The organism is Microbacterium sp. NPDC089695 (assembly GCF_044749085.1).
Classification (GTDB): domain Bacteria; phylum Actinomycetota; class Actinomycetes; order Actinomycetales; family Microbacteriaceae; genus Microbacterium.
Genome location: NZ_JBIVHG010000003.1, coordinates 12,928 through 30,096, shown reverse-complemented (window position 1 = coordinate 30,096; position 17,169 = coordinate 12,928). Strand labels below are relative to the sequence as shown.

Here is a 17,169-nt window from a genome sequence, read left to right as displayed (position 1 = left end):
CCACAGACTCCCGCACTGCGGGTTGACACCGTCGCCTGACACAGGCGCCCTACGAAGGAAGAGAAGATGCCGAAGCAGAAGACCCACTCGGGTGCTAAGAAGCGCTTCAAGATCACCGGCAGCGGCAAGCTGAAGAAGCAGCAGGCCGGGATGCGCCACAACCTCGAGCACAAGTCGAGCCGTCGCACCCGTCGCCTGAACCAGGACCAGGTGCTCTCGAAGGCCGACTTCAAGGTCGCCAAGAAGCTTCTCGGCCGCTGACGCGCCCGAACGCACGAATAGGAACACAGGAAAATGGCAAGAGTCAAGCGGGCAGTAAACGCCCACAAGAAGCGCCGCGTCATCCTCGAGCGCGCATCCGGCTACCGCGGTCAGCGTTCGCGCCTCTACCGCAAGGCCAAGGAGCAGGTCATCCACTCCCTGGTCTACTCGTACCGGGACCGTCGCAAGCGCAAGGGTGACTTCCGTCGCCTCTGGATCCAGCGCATCAACGCCGCTGCACGCCAGAACGGCATCACGTACAACCGCTTCATCCAGGGCCTCGGCCTCGCGGGTGTCACGGTCGACCGTCGCATGCTCGCAGACCTCGCGGTCAACGATGCAGCCACGTTCACGACGCTGGTCGAGACGGCCAAGAAGGCTCTGCCTTCCGACATCAACGCGCCGAAGTCGGCCGCGTAAGCAGCTCGTCACCACAGAGGACGCCTTCCTTCGAGAGGGCGTCCTCTGTCGTTCTCCGGCTGTTATCCGCGGTATCCGCGGTCTCCCTCCCTAGACTGGGATCGTGCTGGAGAACCCCCGGTCCCCCCGAGTCCGTGCCGTCGCCAAACTGACCAAGCGCAGCGCGCGCACCGAGACGGGCCTGTACCTGCTCGAAGGCCCTCAGGCCGTGCGCGAGGCGCTCACCTACAGTCCTGATGCCATCGTCGAGCTCTTCGCGACCCCGGCGGGCTGGGACAAGCATCCCGACATCAGGGCGAAGGCGACGGATGCCGACATCGATGTCGAGCACGTCACGGAGTACGTGCTCAACGCGATGGCCGACACGGTCACGCCGCAGGGCCTCGTCGCCGTCGTGCGCCAGACCCCGACGTCGGTGCGCGACGTCTTCGCGGCGTCGCCGCGGCTGGTGGCTATCTGCGAGGAGATCCGCGACCCCGGCAATCTGGGAACGATCATCCGGGCGGCCGACGCCGCGGGCGCCGACGCCGTCGTGCTGACCGGTCGCACCGTCGATCCCTACAACCCGAAGGTGGTGCGGGCGACGACCGGTTCGCTGTTCCATCTGCCGGTATCGGTCGGCGCCGAACTGCCCGATGTGGTGGAGCGAGCCCACGAGGCGGGGCTGCGCATCCTCGCCGCCGACGTGAAGGGCGATGACCTGCTCGCTGCACGAGCGGAGGGTCTTCTCGCCGAGCCGACCGCGTGGCTGTTCGGCAACGAGGCGCGCGGTCTGGAGGACGAGGCGCTCGCGCGTGCGGATCGCGTGCTGAAGCTGCCGATCTTCGGGCGGGCCGAGTCGCTCAACCTGGCGACCGCGGCGAGCGTCTGCCTCTACGAGAGCGCTTTCGCGCAGCGCGCGGCCGCGCCCGCCTGAGCACCCGGCGGTCGGGTGTCGCGGCACCCGGCTGATAGCCTGTCCCTCTGCCCGAGCGGAGAAGGGGACCGGGGTCGATGAGGATTCTGATCGTGGAGGACGACGAGCGTGTCGCCGCCGCCCTCGATGCGTTCCTCGCACGCTCCGGCTACGCGACCGCCCGTGCTTCCGACGGCGCGTCGGCGCTCGAGATGCTCGGCGCCGACACCGAGGTCGTACTGCTCGACCTGGGGCTCCCCGACGTCGACGGCATCGATCTGTGCCGCCGCATCCGGGGCCGCTCTGAGGTGCCGATCGTGATCGTGACGGCGCGCAACCAGGTCACCGAGCGCATCAAGGGACTGCGCGCGGGAGCCGACGACTTCGTCGTGAAGCCGTACGACGTCCACGAGCTCCTGGCACGGATCGAGGCCGTGACCCGGCGCTCGCGCCCCATGCGCCCCGAGTCGGAGGCGCTCGTGCAGGTCGACGACGGCGCGGTGCAGATCGACCTCGTGGCGCGGCAGGTGACGGTCGACCGCTCGCCGATCGAGCTCACGCGCAAGGAGTTCGACATCGTCGCGGTCCTCGCGCGCTACCCCGGCGTCGCTGTGCCCAAGGAGCGGCTGATCCGCGAGGTCTGGAACACCGACTGGCGCGGGTTCGGTCATTCGCTCGAGGTGCATGTGGGGGCGATCCGCAAGAAAGCGGGGTCGCGCCGCCTGATCGAGACCGTGCGTGGCGTCGGCTACCGGCTGGCGGGGTGACGGCATGCGCAGACGCCTCGTCGTCGTCTTCCTCGTGCCGCTGATCGCGATCCTCGTGTCGCTGGGCGGAGCGACGGCGTGGAGTGCGACCCGCAGCATTCAGCAGGCGTTCTACACCGAGCAGCTCGGCGACCTGGCGTACTTCGTGACGAGCGCGCGGCAGGCGCTGCGTTCGGGCAGTGCCGCCGTGATCGACGCCGAAGTGCAGCGTTTCCACGAGGTGCACGGCATCGAGGTCGTCGTGTTCGACCTGTCGGGCGGCGCGTGGGCGGCCGGCGGTGCGGAGGCCGACGTGCTCAGCGACGACGAGGCCGCGCGGGTGGGTCTCGCCCTCTCCGGGCGCCGAGCGGAAGCCCCGGAGCCGGTGTTCCCCTGGAGCGTGGCCGACTCGTCGCTCGTGGAGCCGGTGTTCGACGACGGCGACGTGATCGGCGCCGTCATGGTGTCGGAGGACACCTCGGCGCCTCGCGCCGAGATCATCCAGCAGATCGTCGTGCTGTCGATCGTCGCGGTGCTGACCGTCGGACTGGGCATCCTGTTGGTCCGCCAGCTCGCCCGATGGGTGCTCGCTCCGGTGCGACGACTCGATGAGGCGATGGTGGCCATCGAGCGCGGGGAGATGGATGCGCGCGTCGCCGAGGACACCGGGCCGCCCGAACTGCGGCGGATGACCCGGGTCTTCAACGGCATGGCCGACGAGATCGAGCGTGTCATGACGCGTCAGCAGGAGTTCGCGTTGAACGCCTCGCACGAGCTCCGCAACCCGCTCAACGCCCTGCTGCTGCGGGTCGAGCATCTGGCGACGGGGCTCGACGACGAATGGCGCGACGACGTGGAGGAGACCCGCGAGGAGGGGCGCCGCATGACGCGCATCCTCGAGGCCCTCCTGGGCCTGGCACGCGGAGGTCGTGCCGACACGACCATATCGGCCGTCGACCTCACGACCCTCGCCGGGCGTCGGGTGGACGCATGGCGGGACGTGGCGGCGCAGCACGGCATCCGGATGAAGACGAGCGCGCGCGGCTCGGTGATGAGCGTGACCGACCGCACGATCGTCGAGAGCGCACTGGATGCCGTGATCGACAACGCGGTCAAGTACTCGCCCGCCGAATCCGTGGTCGAGGTGGGGGCGCGTCGCGAGGGCGACGTCTGCCGTCTCTGGGTGCGCGACAACGGTCCGGGACTCACCGTCGAGCAGGCCGCCTACGCCACCGACCGGTTCTGGCGCAGCGACGAGAACGGCGAGACTCCGGGGTCGGGACTCGGACTCGCGATCGCGACCGACCTGCTGGCGTCGATCGACGGCGACCTCGTCGTCGACGCCCCCGACGACGGCGGGCTCCTCGTGACGCTCGTGCTGCCCGCGGGGACGACGGCATGAGCCGCGGGGCGCGCTCGCACGGAGCGATACGACGACTGCTCGCCGCCGCGGTGGTCCTCGGCGCTGTCGCCGGGGTGACCGGCTGCGGCACGCACGCGGACGGCTGGGGTTCGGGCGAGATCACGATCGCCGGGGGTGGCGCCGACGGCGTGTACTTCACGTACGGCACACGTCTCGCGGAGGAGCTCTCCGACCGTTTCGACCTCGACGTGACCGCCGCGCAGACCGCGGGGTCCGTCGACAACATCCTGCGGGTCGCGTCGGGAGAGGCCCTGCTCGGGTTCGCGCAGGGGGATGCCGCGGCCGATGCCGTCGCCGGTGTCGGTGCGTTCTCCGATGCGCTCCCGGTCGAGGCCGTCGCACGGCTCTATGACGAGTATCTGCACGTGGTCGTGCGCGAGGATTCGGACATCGACGAGCTCGCCGACCTCGCGGGACGCACGGTGTCGCTGGGCGCGGAGAACTCGGGGGTCAACGTGATCGCCTCGCGGGTGCTGGCGGCCGCCGACGTCGACGTCACGTCCATCGCCGATCCGCAGCTCGATCTCGCGGCGTCGATCCAGGCGCTCGAGGACTCCGCGATCGACGGGTTCTTCTGGGTCGGCGGCATCCCGACTCCGGGGATCGCCGATCTGGCACTCACGACGCCGGTGCGGCTGCTTCCGATCGAGCAGGGCTGGGTCGGCGACGTCAACGAGCGCTTCTCCCACGCCTACCGGCCGGCCGATCTGCCAGTGGGGCTCTACGGCCTCGAGCAGTCCGAGCCCACCCTCGCCGTGCCGAACTACCTCGTGACCGCGGACGACACTCCGGACGGCGTCGTGCGCGACGTGCTCGAGGGGCTGTTCGACGCCCGCACGAGGATCGCCCACGACGTGCCGCTCGCCGCGCTGCTGGATCGCACCCAGGCCATCTTCACGGGGCCCGTGCCGTTGCATCCGGGCGCGATCGACTACTTCCGCGACCAGCGCGATTGAACGCTCTGACCGGGCCGGTTGTGACGGGCTCGCATGGTGTCGTAACTCCGGAGAACCGAGAGCGAAACGGTGAGCTGAGCCGGTGTCGGACTCAGACTACGTGCGATCTCCGGAGTTGTGACGCGAGAGCCATGCGGTTCCCGATTGATATACCGGCCGGCGGCCTCAAGAAATCCTCAAGAAGTTCTCGTGCCCGCATCCGGCTCTGCCAATCTGGGGGTCGATCGCGCACGATTCGACGGAGAATTCAGATGCCAGTACGCCCTCGCCACTCATGTAGGCGCGGGCTCGGGCATCCCTTCGGATCGGATCGCGATCGCATCCGATCGGAGGCTTGTCGCCCTGTTCCCCACGGGGGAGGAACGAGGCGGCAGGGACGCCCCCACGGTCTGCGGGGGCGGACCGTGGGGCACTCCGGTGCTCGGGCGGACACGCCTCGATCACGGGATTACGAACGTGTAAATCTCGACGCACCCGCCTGGAGCCGCGCGATCGACGTGGCTAGTTTGGAGAAATGATGACCTCTGATAAGCCGCTCGTCGTCGTCGACAACGTGCAGAAGCATTACGGCGACTTCCAGGCGCTCACCGACATCGATCTCACGGTCAACGCCGGTGAGGTCGTGGTCGTGATCGGCCCTTCCGGCTCGGGCAAGTCGACGCTGTGCCGCACGATCAACCGCCTCGAGACCATCACGAGCGGATCGATCAGCATCGACGGCAAGGCGCTTCCCGCCGAGGGTAAGGGCCTCGCCACCCTCCGTGCCGACGTCGGCATGGTGTTCCAGTCGTTCAACCTCTTCGCGCACCTCACGATCCTCGAGAACGTGACGTTGGGCCCGATCAAGGTCCGCGGCCTCAAGAAGGCGGATGCCGAGAAGGAGGCCATGGCCCTTCTCGAGCGCGTCGGCGTCGCCAAGCAGGCCTCCAAGCTCCCGGCCCAGCTCTCCGGCGGTCAGCAGCAGCGCGTCGCGATCGCCCGCGCACTCGCCATGCACCCCAAGGTCATGCTCTTCGACGAGCCGACCAGCGCGCTCGACCCCGAGATGATCAACGAGGTCCTCGACGTCATGGTCGAGCTGGCCCAGGAGGGCATGACGATGATCGTCGTGACCCACGAGATGGGCTTCGCCCGCAAGGCGGCCGACCGGGTCGTCTTCATGGCCGACGGGCAGATCGTCGAAGAGGCGAAGCCCGAGGAGTTCTTCACCAACCCGAAGAGCGACCGCGCCAAGGACTTCCTCTCGAAGCTCCTCACGCACTGAGCCCCACGCGCTGGCGCCGCACACGTCAGCCCCGCACACCTCACAGACCCTGCACACACAGCACACGAAGGAGACGCACATGCGACGCACACGGACACTGGCAGGAATCGGTATCGCAGCCGCAGCCCTGCTCGCCCTGACGGCCTGCAACAGCGGCACGCCGTCCAGCACCGGAGCCCCGGAGGGCGGCGACGAGGGAGACTCGTCGAGCAGCACCCCGTGGACCGTCCTCACGGACGTCAGCATCGACGGCAGCCCGACCTTCGACCGGATCTCCTCGTCCGGCACGGTGAAGGTCGGCGTCAAGGAGGACCAGCCCGGTCTCGGCTACCTCGACCCCGTGACGGGCGAGCGCACCGGTTTCGACGTCGACATCGCGCGCTGGATGGCCGCGTCGCTCGGAGTCGACCCGGAGAAGATCGAGTTCCAGGCGATCGCCTCCGCCAACCGCGAACAGGCCATCGTCAACGGCGACATCGACTACTACGTCGGCACTTACTCGATCACCGACAAGCGCAAGGAGCAGATCTCCTTCGCCGGTCCTTACTTCGTCACGGGTCAGGGTCTCCTGGTCGCCGCCGACAGCGACATCGAGAGCGTCGACGACCTCAGCTCGTCGACGACCGTCTGCTCGGCGACCGGTTCGACGCCGATCCAGAACATCAAGACGAACTACCCGGACGTGCCCACCAAGGAGTACGACACGTACTCGAAGTGCGTCGAGGACCTCAAGAACGGCCAGGTCGACGCCGTCACGACCGATGAGGCGATCCTCATCGGCTACGCGGCGCAGGATCCTGACAACCTCAAGGTCGTCGGAGAGCCCTTCAGTGAGGAGCGCTACGGCATCGGCGTCGCCAAGGGCGATGACGCGCTGGTCGAGTACTTCAACACGCAGCTGACCGACGGCGGAGACATCTGGCAGCAGATCTTCGACAACAACCTCGGCGCCTCTGGCGTCAAGGCGACCCAGCCCGAGGTCGACCCGGTCGGCTGATAACGACGGGGCGGCCGGCCTGGTCGGCCGCCCCTCATCGGCAGATCCGCTCGAGAACCCGAATCGACAGGAGCAGCAGTGGGAGTCATCACCGACCACCTCGACCTCTGGGGGCAGGCGCTGTGGGGAACCATCGTGCTGTTCCTCGGCGGCGGACTGATCGCCGTGGTCCTCGGACTGATCGTCGGAGCAGCCCGCGTCTCACCGGTGCCCATCGCACGTGCAGTGGGCGGCGTGTACGTCAATTGGATCCGCAACACACCGCTGACCCTGGTCATGTTCTTCTTCGCCTTCTGCCTGCCGATCCTCCTGGGTGAGCGGGTGAACTCACTGCTTCTCGCTGTTCTCGCGCTCGGCATCTACACGGCGACCTACGTCGCGGAGGCTCTCCGCGCCGGCATCAACACCGTGCCGGTCGGCCAGGCCGAGGCGGCGCGGGCGATCGGCCTGAACTTCGGTCAGGTCATGCGCCTCGTCGTGCTGCCGCAGGCCACCCGCTCCGTTGTGCCTCCGATGATGAGCGTCCTGATCGCTCTCATGAAGAACACGACTGTCGCCGCCGGATTCTCCGTCGTGAACCTCGGCACGATTCGCGCGGCGCTCAGCGAGCGCGGCGAGAGCGCCCTCGCCGTCTTGATCTGCGTCATGGTCATTTTCGTCGTACTCGTGCTGGTGCTCAGCTGGGTCCAGAGCACACTCGAGAACAAGTGGAGGATCGTGCGATGAGCTCCGTTCTTTTCGATGTCCCCGGTCCCCGGGCCGTCGCTCGCAACCGCCTCATCGGCGTCGCCACCGTCCTCGTGGTCCTGGCTGTACTCGGGTGGGTCGTCTGGCGACTGTTCGCCACCGGGCAGTTCACCGCGGAGAAGTGGAACATCTTCACGTTCTCGGCTGTCTGGGTGCGATTCGGGGAAGGTCTGCTGAGCACTCTGGCGGCGTTCGCCGTCGCCGGCGTCGGCTCGCTCGTCCTCGGATTCGTCCTGGGCGTCGGACGCCTGTCCGAGCATGCCTGGGTCAGGGAACCGGTCCGCTGGATCATCGAGATCTTCCGCGCGATCCCCGTCCTCATCCTGATGATGCTCCTGTACTACGGCCTTCCCGTGATCGGGGTGCGGATGCCGCCGTACTGGGCCGTCGTCATCGCGCTGATCGTGTACAACGGGTCGGTGCTCGCCGAGGTGCTCCGCGCCGGTGTCGAATCGCTGCCCCGCGGGCAGAAGGAGGCCGGCTATGCGATCGGCCTCCGCAAGACCGGGGTCATGCGCCTCATCCTGCTGCCGCAAGCCGTGCGGGCGATGATGCCCGTGATCATCGCCCAGCTCGTGGTCGCGCTCAAGGACACCGCCCTCGGGTTCATCATCACGTACCAGGAACTCCTGTACGTCATCAATCAGATCGGCAACCAGGCGCCGTACGGCTCACCGTTGATCCCGGCGGCGATCGTCGGCGGGTCGATGTACGTGGCGGTCTGCCTCCTCCTCTCGTACGTGGCGTTCCGTCTGCAGAAGCGCGTGAAGCGCTCTCCGGCGCAGGCCGCTGCCGCGGGGAACGTCGCCGCCGATGACGAGGCCACGCTCACGCAGGTGATCGCGACGCAGCGTGACTCCGTGTCCCAGACCGATTCGGCATCCGGACGATGACGCGGTGACGCGCTCGGTTCTGAGCGCGTCACCGCGCGCCGGTAGACTCGTCTCTCGTGTCTGAGTCTCTCGAAATCACCCCGGAGGCGGTCGAATCCGCGGTCGCGGCGGCGCTCGACGCCATCGCCGCCGCCGCCGACACCGCCGAGTTGAAAGCCGCCCGCGCGGCACACGTGGCTGAGGGATCGCCCCTGGCGGTCCTGAACGCCTCGATGCGCCAGGTCGCCCCCGAGAACAAGGCGGCGTTCGGCAAGCTCGTCGGCCAGGGACGAGGACGGGTCACCCAGGCTCTCGCGGCCAAGGAGTCCGAGCTCGCCGCGGCCGAGGTCGCCGCCCGTCTCGAGGCCGAGCGCGTCGACATCACGGCCGTGCCCTCGCGCACGCGCGTCGGCGCCCGGCATCCGCTCACCCTGCTCAGCGAGCAGATCTCCGACATCTTCGTCGGCATGGGGTGGGAGATCGCCGAGGGCCCTGAGCTCGAGCACGAGTGGTTCAACTTCGACGCCCTGAACTTCGACGTCGACCACCCGGCCCGTCAGGAGCAGGACACCTTCTACGTCGACCCCGCGTCGCGTCACCTCGTGATGCGCACGCACACGAGCCCCGTGCAGGTGCGCTCGATGCTCGACCGCGAGGTGCCGATCTACGTGCTGTGCCCCGGCCGCGTGTACCGCACCGACGAGTTCGACGCGACGCACCTGCCGGTGTTCACGCAGTTCGAAGGCCTCGTGATCGACAAGGGCATCTCGATGGCCCACCTCAAGGGCACGCTCGACCACGTCGCGCGCCAGCTCTTCGGACCGGAGGCCAAGACCCGCTTCCGCACGAACTTCTTCCCTTTCACCGAGCCCTCCGCCGAGCTCGACCTGTGGCACCCGACCTTCAAGGGCGGCGCGCGCTGGATCGAGTGGGGCGGATGCGGCATGGTGAACCCGAACGTGCTGCGCGCCGCCGGGATCGACCCCGACGTGTACAGCGGCTTCGCGTTCGGGATGGGCGTCGAGCGGGCACTCATGTTCCGCAGTGACGTGCAGGACATGCGTGACATGGCCGAGGGCGATGTCCGCTTCAGCGAGCAGTACGGGATGGTGGTGTGATGCGCGTCCCGCTCTCGTGGCTGCGTGAATACGTCGATGTGGCAGCGGATGCGACGCCCGAGGACGTCCTCGCGGCGATGGTCTCCGTCGGGTTCGAGGAGGAGGACGTCCACCGCTTCGAGCTCCAGGGCCCGATCGTCGTCGGTCAGGTCGTGTCGCTCGAGCCGGAGCCCCAGTCGAACGGCAAGACCATCAACTGGTGCCAGGTCGACGTGGGCGAGGCGCACGGCGGCGTGCGCGGCATCGTCTGCGGCGCGCACAACTTCGTCGTCGGCGACAAGGTCGTCGTGACGCTGCCCGGCGCCGTGCTGCCCGGGCCGTTCCCGATCGCCGCACGCAAGACCTACGGACACGTCTCCGACGGCATGATCGCCTCGGCACGTGAACTCGGTCTCGGCGATGAGCACAACGGCATCGTCGTGCTCTCCGACCTCGGCCTCGACGCGCCCGTCGGCACCGACGCGATCGCGCTGCTCGGCCTCGACGACGTCGCGGTCGACGTGAACGTCACGCCCGACCGCGGCTACGCGTTCTCGGTGCGCGGCATCGCCCGCGAGTACTCGCACGCGACGGGCGCGGAGTTCCGCGACCCCGCCGAGCGCGACTTCGCCGAACTGCAGCCGGGTGCGGGCCACACCGCGATCGTCGACGACACCGCCCCGGTGCGCGGCAACGTCGGCGCGAGCGAGTTCGTCACGCGCGTGGTGCGCGGGGTCGACCCCTCGCGCCCGACCCCGCCGTGGATGATCGCGCGGCTGTCGCTCGCCGGCATGCGCTCGCTGGGCGTGCTGATCGACATCACGAACTACGTCATGCTCGAGCTCGGTCAGCCGCTGCACGGCTACGACCTCGACAAGCTCGCGGGCGGCATCACGGTTCGCCGCGCGACGCCGGGCGAGAAGATGACGACCCTCGACGGGCAGGAGCGGAAGCTCCACGTCGAGGACCTGCTGATCACCGACGAGTCGGGGCCGATCGGTCTCGCCGGCGTCATGGGCGGCGGCACGACCGAGATGAGCGAGACGACCTCGAACGTGCTCATCGAGGCCGCGACCTTCGACCCCGTCACGATCGCGCGCACCGCGCGTCGGCACAAACTGCCGAGTGAGGCGTCCAAGCGCTTCGAGCGCGGCGTCGACCCGCTCGTGCCGTTCGTCGCCGCCCGTCGCGCGGCCGACCTCATGGTCGAACTCGCGGGCGGAACGCTCACCGACGAGGGCGGCGCGCTGTTCGCCGAGGTCTTCGTCGCCGAGATCGAGCTCCCCACCGGTTTCGTAGAGGGGCTCATCGGCGTCGATTACACGGATGCCGAGATCACCGGCGCGCTCACCACGATCGGCGCCGAGGTCACCGACGCCGACGCCGGATGGACCGTCATCCCGCCGACCTGGCGCCCCGACCTCACCGACAAGTGGTCGCTGGCGGAAGAGGTCGCCCGCATCCACGGACTCGACCGCATCCCCTCCGTGCTGCCGACCCCGCCGTCGGGCCGCGGACTCACCGTCCTGCAGCAGGGGCGTCGCCGTGTCGCGAACGCTCTCGCCGCCGCGGGGCTCGTCGAGACGCCGTCGTTCCCGTTCACGACCGACGCGCAGAACGACCTGCATGGCTCGCCTTCGGGGGAGCACGTGCCGAGCATCCGTCTCGCGAACGCCCTCGACGGCGCCGCACCCTCCCTGCGCCGCTCGCTGGTGCCCGGCCTGCTGCAGATCGCGCACCGCAACATCTCGCGCGGCCTGACGGACCTGGCGCTCTTCGAGACCGGTGTCGTGTTCCTTCCCGAGCCGGGCGTGGAGTACGGCACGGCCGAGGTGCCGCCGCTGGGAGTGCGCCCGTCCGACGAGACGCTCGCCGAACTGAACGCCTCGATCCCGCCGCAGCACCGCCACGTCGCCGTGCTGCTCACCGGCAACGTGGTGGCGCGCCAGCCCGGCCGCGCGGCGGAGCCCGCCGGTCTCAGCGAGGCGCTCGACGCCGTGCGCGTCATCGGAGAGGCCGCGGGCGTCACGATCGACGTCGCTCAGTCGCAGCGCGCCGCCCTGCATCCGGGACGCACCGGCGTGCTCGCGGTCGGCGACGTCGAGGTCGGGTACGTCGGTGAGCTCCACCCCGACGTCGCGGCCGGCGCCGACCTGCCGGGTCGAGCGACCGTGATCGAGCTCGACCTCGACGGCATCCTCGGTCTCGCGGGGGAGAAGGCGATCGCCACATCGCTGTCGACGTTCCCGGCCGCGACGCAGGACGTGTCGCTCGTCGTGGGCGCCGACGTCCCCGCCGGAGCCGTGAGCGCGGCGCTGACCGAGGGCGCCGGTGCGCTGCTCGAATCGGTGCGCCTGGTCGACGACTACCGCGGCGACGGCGTGGCCGAGGGGTCGAAGAGCCTCACGTTCGCACTGCGGTTCCGTGCCGAGGACCGCACGCTCACCGCCGCCGAGGCGACCGAGGCCAAGCTCGCGGGCGTCGCGGTCGCGGCCGAGCGCTTCGACGCCGTCATCCGCGACTGACGTTTCGACTCAGCGGAACTCCTTGCATCCCGAAACGGGATGCAAGGAGTTATGCTGTGGGCATGAGTACGCAGATCGCCGTTCGGCTTCCGGATACCACGGTGTCGGCTCTCGACGCGCTCGTGGCTTCTGGCGCCGCGCCGAGCCGCACGGCGCTCGTCACGATCGCCATCCAGCGGGAGCTGCGACGTCGCGCGGCGGAGAAGGATGCTGACATCCTGACGCGCCGCGGCGCGGGCGACGACCTCGACGTGCTGGTGGATTGGACCGTCGGCACCATCGAGATAGAGCGTTGAAGTGCGGGAGATCTGTCTTGCCCGACTCGACAAGACGCGCCCCGTGGTCGTGCTGACACGCGATGCGGCGAGAGCGGCGATGACCAAGGTCGCCGTCGCGCCCATCACCTCCACGGTGAAAGGTCTGAGCAGCGAAGTGCCGGTCGGGCCCGCCGACGGCCTCGACCACCCCAGCGTGATCTCGCTCGACAACACCGTGACGGTCCCTGCCTCCACCCTGGGGCGCACCATCGGGTATCTGTCCGAGGCGCAGGAAGCCCTGCTCGCTCGCGCCGTGATCCTCGCGTTCGATCTCGATGCGCTCGTGATGGGCGAGCAGGACTGATCTCGGCGGGCCTCCGCTGAGAGCGGAGGCCCCTTCCGTTCGCGGGCGGATGCTGGTGACATGGCCTCATGACGGATGTGCTGATCCTGGGCGGAACGGGCTGGCTCTCTGGGCGCATCGCGCGACGGTGGCTGCTCTCGGGAGCGACGGTCACGTGCCTCGCCCGCGGAGGGCGACCCGCACCCGAGGGCGTGACGCTCGTGATCGGCGACCGCGACGACCCTGCCGCGTTCGACATCGTGGCGCGACGTGACTGGGACCACGTGGTCGACGTGTCATCACGCGCCGATCACGTCCGCACGGCGGTCGCTGCCCTCGGCTCTCGCGCCGGCCGGTGGACGTACGTGTCGTCGATGTCGGTCTACGCCGACGATGCGACGGCCGACGCCGACGAGAGCGCGCCGCTGCACGCCGCCGCACAGCCCGGGGCCGAGTACGAATACGGCGCCGAGAAGGTCGCGGCCGAGGAGGCCGTGGCGACGCTCGGCGATCGCGTGCTCATCGTGCGTCCCGGCCTGATCGTCGGCGACGGCGACCCCAGCGACCGGTTCGGATACTGGGCCGCGGCGTTCCTGCGCGACGGCGACGGCACGGTGCTGCTGCCCGACACCCGTGGGCGTACGACGCAGGTGATCGACGTCGACGACCTCGCCGACTTCATCGTGTCGACGGGTGCGACGGGCGTGGTGAACGCTATCGGCGACCGGCATCCGTTGGGCGAAGTCATCGAGCGGATGAGGACGGTGGCTGCGCATCGCGGCGACACCCGCGCCGCCGACGACGACTGGCTGCGCGCGCACGACGTGGAGTACTGGATGGGCGACCGCTCGCTGCCCCTGTGGCTCCCCGCGGAGATGACCGGGTTCATGACCCGTTCGAACGCGCGCTACCGCGCCGGCGGGGGCGAGCTGCGAGACCTGGACGAGACGATCGCGCGCGTCGTCGCCGACGAGAACGAGCGCGGGGTGGAGCGTCCGCGCCGTGCGGGACTCACGCGCGCCGACGAACTCGAGCTGCTGGCGCGGCTCGGCTGACACGCGCAGGGCGCTCACCGGGACGACCGGCGGCGCATCGCTAGACTGCGAGCGAGTGACACGGGGTGCCGCATCCGCGGCTGAGAACAGACCCGTCGAACCTGATCTAGTTCGTACTAGCGAAGGGATGTCGCAATGAGCGATCGTCTGCGTCCGCCATCCGTCTCGACCCTGGCCGTCTCGGCCGCTGAGCTGCTGTCCGCGCTCCGTGAGGCCCCGCCTCTGACCCACTGCATCACGAACTCTGTGGTGACCGGGTTCACGGCGAACGCCCTGCTCGCCGTGGGTGCCGCGCCGGCGATGGTCGACATCGTCGGCGAGTCCGGCATGTTCGCGGGAGTCGCCTCCGGGCTGCTCGTCAACCTCGGAACTCCGACGCCCGAACAGCGGGCCGCGATGCGGGAGGCGGTCGCATCCGCCGGTGTCGAGGAGACGCCGTGGGTGCTCGATCCGGTCGCGATCGGAGTCCTGCCGGTCCGCACCGCGCTCGCGCGTGAGCTCCTCGAGAGCGGTCCGACCGCCGTGCGCGGCAACGCCTCCGAGATCCTCGCGCTGGCCGGAGAGAGCGGGGGAGGTCGGGGGACGGATGCGACGGACACGACGGATGCCGCCGCCGAGACCGCGATCGCGCTCGCGCGACGCTCCGGATCGGTGATCGCCGTCTCCGGTCCCGTCGATCTCCTCACCGACGGCGAGCGGGTGCTGCGCATCGCGAACGGTACGGAGCTGCTCACTCGCGTCACGGGCGGCGGGTGCGCTCTCGGCGCGCTCATGGCCGCGTTCCTCGGTGCGGCCTGGGCGACCGACGAGGACGCGCTCACGGCCACGGCCGCGGCATCCCTCGTCTACACGGTCGCCGCGGAGCGCGCGGCCAGGGAGTCCTCGGGGCCGGGGAGCTTCGCGGTCGCGCTCCTCGACGCCCTCGCCGCTGTGACACCCGACGACGTGGTGGCCGAGGCCCGGGTCGAGGAGGTCGCGCTGTGATCGCCGACCTGTCGCTGTACCTCGTGACCGACCCGGATCTGTGCGGCGACCGCGGGGTGATCGAGACCGTGCGGCGGGCCGTCGACGGAGGCGTGCGGATCGTGCAGCTGCGCGACAAGTGCGCGACGGATGCCGAGGTCGCCGCGCAGCTCGTCGCGCTGTCCGAGGCGATCGCGGGGCGCGCACTTCTCGTGGTGAACGACCGACTCGATGCGGCGCTCGCGGCGCGGTCTCTCGGTGCGCGCGTCGACGGGGTGCACCTCGGCCAGGGCGATGCGTCGGTGCTCCGGGCCCGCGAGCTCCTCGGCCCGGACGCGCTGATCGGCCTCACGGCGAACACGCCCGAGCATCTCGACGCGGTCCGTTCGCTGCCGATCGGGACCGTCGACTACCTCGGGGTGGGCGTCATCCATCCCACGAGCACCAAGCCCGACCACCCGCCGGCACTGGGTGTCGCGGGCTTCCGTGCCTTCGTCGCCGCGAGCCCGTTGCCGTGCGTCGCGATCGGCGGAGTCTCGATCGACGACGTCGCAGCGCTGCGTCGCGCGGGTGCCGCCGGCGTCGCGGTCGTCTCCGCGCTGTGCTCGGCTCCCGATCCGGCATCCGCCGCGGCGGCGTTGTTCGCGCAGTGGCGCCGTGCCGGGATCCCGCGGGTGCTCAGCATCGCCGGCAGCGACCCGTCGGGCGGTGCGGGCATCCAGGCCGATCTCAAGTCGATCGCCGCGAACGGCGGCTACGGCATGGCGGCGATCACCGCGCTCACCGCGCAGAACACGCAGGGGGTGCGCGGAGTGCACGTGCCGCCCGCAGAGTTCCTGCGCGCCCAGCTCGACGCGATCTCGGCGGACATCGTCGTCGACGCCGTGAAGATCGGGATGCTGGCGGATGCCGACGTCATCCGCGTCGTGGCCGACTGGCTCGACCGGATGCATCCGCCGATCGTGGTGCTCGACCCGGTCATGGTGGCGACGAGCGGAGACCGACTGCTCGACGCGGACGCGGAATCGGCCCTGGCGGACCTGCTCGCACGCGCAGACGTGGTGACGCCGAACCTCCCGGAGCTCGCGGTGCTCGCGGGCCGCGCGGTCGACGGCTGGGACGACGCGCTCGCCGCAGCGCAGGACCTGTCGCGGCGGATCGGCGCCGCCGTGCTCGTCAAGGGCGGACACCTTCCCGGTGACGACGTGCCCGACGCGCTCGTCGACGCGAGCAGAGGCGCTCTTCGTGAGTTCCGGGGAACGCGGATCGCCACCGAGAACACCCACGGCACGGGATGCTCGCTCTCCGCCGCCCTCGCGACACGTCTGGCGCGCGGTGAGGGACCGGTCGACGCGGTGTCGTCGGCCCGCAAGTGGCTGCGGGGTTCCCTGCGCACGGGTGCTGCGCTGCACGTCGGTCGTGGGCGCGGTCCCGTGAATCACTTCTCGGCGCTGTGGGAGAGCGGAGGAGTGTCGCGTCCGTCCCCCGAGGAGCTCCGCCACGACTGGTGGGAGGGCATCGCGTCGCTCCGCGCGGGCATCGACGGCCTGCCGTTCATCCGTGCGCTCGCCGCAGGGACTCTCGATCGCGAACCGTTCCTGTTCTACCTGCAGCAGGACGCTCTGTATCTGCGCGAGTACGCGCGTGTGCTCGCGGAGGCCTCGCGGCGCGCCCCGACATCGGGCGAGCAGGCGTTCTGGGCCGATTCCGCCCGCGGCGCGATCGTCGGCGAGCTCGACCTGCACGCCTCGTGGCTGACCCCGCAGCGGCGGACGGACGACGTGATCTTCGCCGCCGACCCGGCGCCCGCGACCACGGCGTACCTCGACCATCTGCGTTCGGTCGCGTTCGGCGGCGACCACGCCGAACTCGTGGCGGCCGTGCTGCCCTGCTTCTGGCTGTACGCGGATCTCGGTCGCCGACTGCACGCGGGAGAGCTCGATGCCGCCGCGCTCGACCCCGAGCATCCCTATGCCGACTGGCTCGCCACCTACGCCGACCCTGCGTTCGAGGAGGCGACGGAGCGGGCCGTCGAGTACACCATGCGCGCGGCGGCCGCCGCGGATGCCTCAGGTCGCGCGCGCATGCTCCGTGCCTTCGAGACCTCGAGCGCCCACGAGCTCGCCTTCTTCGCGGCGCCGCTCGGCGCAGCATGACGCCGCTGATTTGCGCGCGCCGCGCGGCGCGCGCTATCGTCGCGGCATGCCTTCGGCCGTCTCCGCCACCCTGACGCTCGCTCCGAGCGTCATCGTCGTGCGCCGACGCCGCGGCGGCCGCCGACTCTAGGCGACCCCGCGCTCGCGCCTGCCTCCACGGCGGCCTGTCGCCGGTGTCGCCGCCTCGGCCCC

General features: G+C 69.9%; 17 protein-coding genes and 1 riboswitch. All 17 genes read left to right on the top strand.

Annotated features, from left to right (window positions below; translation table 11 throughout):
• Positions 1–66: 66 nt before the first annotated feature.
• Entirely contained in the window at positions 67–261 is a 195-nt protein-coding gene (gene rpmI / locus ACIPYT_RS14705) for a 50S ribosomal protein L35 (protein WP_060927878.1), read from the top strand.
• Positions 262–294: 33 nt separating this feature from the next.
• Positions 295–681, top strand: a complete 387-nt coding sequence (gene rplT / locus ACIPYT_RS14700) for a 50S ribosomal protein L20 (protein ID WP_401075775.1) — start codon at positions 295–297, stop codon at positions 679–681.
• 103 nt (positions 682–784) lie between these two features.
• Positions 785–1,597 (top strand): TrmH family RNA methyltransferase, encoded by an 813-nt coding sequence (locus ACIPYT_RS14695; protein ID WP_401075772.1) that lies wholly within the window; start codon positions 785–787, stop codon positions 1,595–1,597.
• A 77-nt stretch (positions 1,598–1,674) separates the two neighbouring features.
• On the top strand, positions 1,675–2,343 hold the full coding sequence (locus tag ACIPYT_RS14690; protein ID WP_401075769.1) for a response regulator transcription factor: 669 nt from the start codon (positions 1,675–1,677) through the stop codon (positions 2,341–2,343).
• 4 nt (positions 2,344–2,347) lie between these two features.
• Positions 2,348–3,724 carry an ATP-binding protein gene (locus ACIPYT_RS14685; RefSeq protein ID WP_401075766.1) on the top strand — a complete coding sequence of 459 codons (1,377 nt, stop codon included), beginning with the start codon at positions 2,348–2,350 and terminating at the stop codon, positions 3,722–3,724.
• Complete coding sequence (locus ACIPYT_RS14680) at positions 3,721–4,701, top strand: TAXI family TRAP transporter solute-binding subunit (protein WP_401075763.1); 981 nt, start codon at positions 3,721–3,723, stop codon at positions 4,699–4,701. The genes ACIPYT_RS14685 and ACIPYT_RS14680 overlap by 4 nt, the downstream gene beginning before the upstream one ends.
• A 514-nt stretch (positions 4,702–5,215) precedes the next feature.
• A complete protein-coding gene (locus ACIPYT_RS14675) occupies positions 5,216–5,965 on the top strand; it encodes an amino acid ABC transporter ATP-binding protein (RefSeq protein WP_401075760.1) in 750 nt (249 codons plus the stop codon).
• Between the two features lie 79 nt (positions 5,966–6,044).
• Positions 6,045–6,962: a glutamate ABC transporter substrate-binding protein gene (locus tag ACIPYT_RS14670; protein ID WP_363370185.1), complete on the top strand. Its 918-nt coding sequence runs from the start codon at positions 6,045–6,047 to the stop codon at positions 6,960–6,962.
• Between the two features lie 78 nt (positions 6,963–7,040).
• Complete coding sequence (locus ACIPYT_RS14665; protein ID WP_401075756.1) at positions 7,041–7,688, top strand: amino acid ABC transporter permease; 648 nt, start codon at positions 7,041–7,043, stop codon at positions 7,686–7,688.
• Complete coding sequence (locus tag ACIPYT_RS14660) at positions 7,685–8,602, top strand: amino acid ABC transporter permease (RefSeq protein ID WP_401075753.1); 918 nt, start codon at positions 7,685–7,687, stop codon at positions 8,600–8,602. The genes ACIPYT_RS14665 and ACIPYT_RS14660 overlap by 4 nt, the downstream gene beginning before the upstream one ends.
• 56 nt (positions 8,603–8,658) lie before the next feature.
• A complete protein-coding gene (gene pheS / locus ACIPYT_RS14655) occupies positions 8,659–9,699 on the top strand; it encodes a phenylalanine--tRNA ligase subunit alpha (RefSeq protein WP_401075750.1) in 1,041 nt (346 codons plus the stop codon).
• Positions 9,699–12,203: a phenylalanine--tRNA ligase subunit beta gene (gene pheT, locus ACIPYT_RS14650; protein WP_401075747.1), complete on the top strand. Its 2,505-nt coding sequence runs from the start codon at positions 9,699–9,701 to the stop codon at positions 12,201–12,203. Before pheS ends, pheT begins: the two co-directional genes overlap by 1 nt.
• A 62-nt stretch (positions 12,204–12,265) precedes the next feature.
• Positions 12,266–12,499 carry a hypothetical protein gene (locus ACIPYT_RS14645; protein WP_401075744.1) on the top strand — a complete coding sequence of 78 codons (234 nt, stop codon included), beginning with the start codon at positions 12,266–12,268 and terminating at the stop codon, positions 12,497–12,499.
• A 1-nt stretch (position 12,500) separates the two neighbouring features.
• Positions 12,501–12,824, top strand: a complete 324-nt coding sequence (locus tag ACIPYT_RS14640; RefSeq protein ID WP_401075741.1) for a type II toxin-antitoxin system PemK/MazF family toxin — start codon at positions 12,501–12,503, stop codon at positions 12,822–12,824.
• Between the two features lie 68 nt (positions 12,825–12,892).
• On the top strand, positions 12,893–13,858 hold the full coding sequence (locus ACIPYT_RS14635) for an NAD-dependent epimerase/dehydratase family protein (RefSeq protein WP_401075738.1): 966 nt from the start codon (positions 12,893–12,895) through the stop codon (positions 13,856–13,858).
• Between the two features lie 51 nt (positions 13,859–13,909).
• Positions 13,910–14,003: riboswitch (TPP riboswitch) on the top strand.
• Complete coding sequence (gene thiM, locus ACIPYT_RS14630) at positions 13,994–14,842, top strand: hydroxyethylthiazole kinase (protein ID WP_401075735.1); 849 nt, start codon at positions 13,994–13,996, stop codon at positions 14,840–14,842. It overlaps the preceding riboswitch by 10 nt.
• Positions 14,839–16,977, top strand: coding sequence for a bifunctional hydroxymethylpyrimidine kinase/phosphomethylpyrimidine kinase (locus ACIPYT_RS14625; RefSeq protein WP_401075732.1), 2,139 nt, complete (start codon positions 14,839–14,841; stop codon positions 16,975–16,977). Before thiM ends, ACIPYT_RS14625 begins: the two co-directional genes overlap by 4 nt.
• The last annotated feature ends 192 nt before the right edge of the window (positions 16,978–17,169 follow it).

Bases quoted from the DNA above. Each gene is read 5' to 3' on its own strand.
- rplT (WP_401075775.1), top strand. From the start codon at position 295: ATGGCAAGAGTCAAGCGGGCAGTAAACGCCCACAAGAAGCGCCGCGTC.
- ACIPYT_RS14635 (WP_401075738.1), top strand. From the start codon at position 12,893: ATGACGGATGTGCTGATCCTGGGCGGAACGGGCTGGCTCTCTGGGCGC.
- pheT (WP_401075747.1), top strand. From the start codon at position 9,699: ATGCGCGTCCCGCTCTCGTGGCTGCGTGAATACGTCGATGTGGCAGCG.
- ACIPYT_RS14690 (WP_401075769.1), top strand. From the start codon at position 1,675: ATGAGGATTCTGATCGTGGAGGACGACGAGCGTGTCGCCGCCGCCCTC.
- ACIPYT_RS14675 (WP_401075760.1), top strand. From the start codon at position 5,216: ATGATGACCTCTGATAAGCCGCTCGTCGTCGTCGACAACGTGCAGAAG.
- rpmI (WP_060927878.1), top strand. From the start codon at position 67: ATGCCGAAGCAGAAGACCCACTCGGGTGCTAAGAAGCGCTTCAAGATC.
- ACIPYT_RS14685 (WP_401075766.1), top strand. From the start codon at position 2,348: ATGCGCAGACGCCTCGTCGTCGTCTTCCTCGTGCCGCTGATCGCGATC.
- ACIPYT_RS14680 (WP_401075763.1), top strand. From the start codon at position 3,721: ATGAGCCGCGGGGCGCGCTCGCACGGAGCGATACGACGACTGCTCGCC.
- ACIPYT_RS14670 (WP_363370185.1), top strand. From the start codon at position 6,045: ATGCGACGCACACGGACACTGGCAGGAATCGGTATCGCAGCCGCAGCC.
- ACIPYT_RS14645 (WP_401075744.1), top strand. From the start codon at position 12,266: ATGAGTACGCAGATCGCCGTTCGGCTTCCGGATACCACGGTGTCGGCT.
- thiM (WP_401075735.1), top strand. From the start codon at position 13,994: ATGAGCGATCGTCTGCGTCCGCCATCCGTCTCGACCCTGGCCGTCTCG.
- ACIPYT_RS14660 (WP_401075753.1), top strand. From the start codon at position 7,685: ATGAGCTCCGTTCTTTTCGATGTCCCCGGTCCCCGGGCCGTCGCTCGC.